General features: G+C 66.2%; 1 protein-coding gene. It reads right to left on the bottom strand.

What is annotated here, in order from left to right:
* Positions 1 to 432: GGDEF domain-containing protein (locus tag ACU8YC_RS28335; RefSeq protein WP_446896439.1), on the bottom strand; the 432-nt coding region annotated here is incomplete at both ends.

Raw genomic sequence — 432 nt, 5'->3', positions numbered from 1 at the left:
TGCTTGGCCAGGTACAGCGCCTGGTCGGCGCGCTCCAGCAGGACGCTGGCGGCGCTGTGCTCATCGGTTTCGCAGATGCCGGCGCTGAAGGTGACGCGAAACTCCTGATGGTCGCCCGTATTGAACGTCAGGGCGGCGAAGCGCACGCGGATTTCGTCGAATATGCGCCTGGCCTGCAGCGTGCTCCATTCCGGCTGTACTGCGACGAACTCCTCGCCGCCGTAGCGGCCGAGGCTGTCGATGCGACGCAGGCGCTGGCGCAGCAGGTTGGCCAGGGCGCGGATCACGTTGTCGCCGGCGGCGTGCCCATAGGTGTCGTTGACCTGCTTGAAGTGGTCGAGGTCGAGCATCACCACGCTTGCCGGTTTGCCGCTGCGGCTGCTGCGCTGCACCTCCAGTGCCAGCTGTTCCTTGATGTCGGCGTGCTTGAGC

The organism is Citrobacter sp. VF227 (genome assembly GCF_052950715.1).
This window is presented reverse-complemented; position numbering and strand designations above follow the sequence as displayed.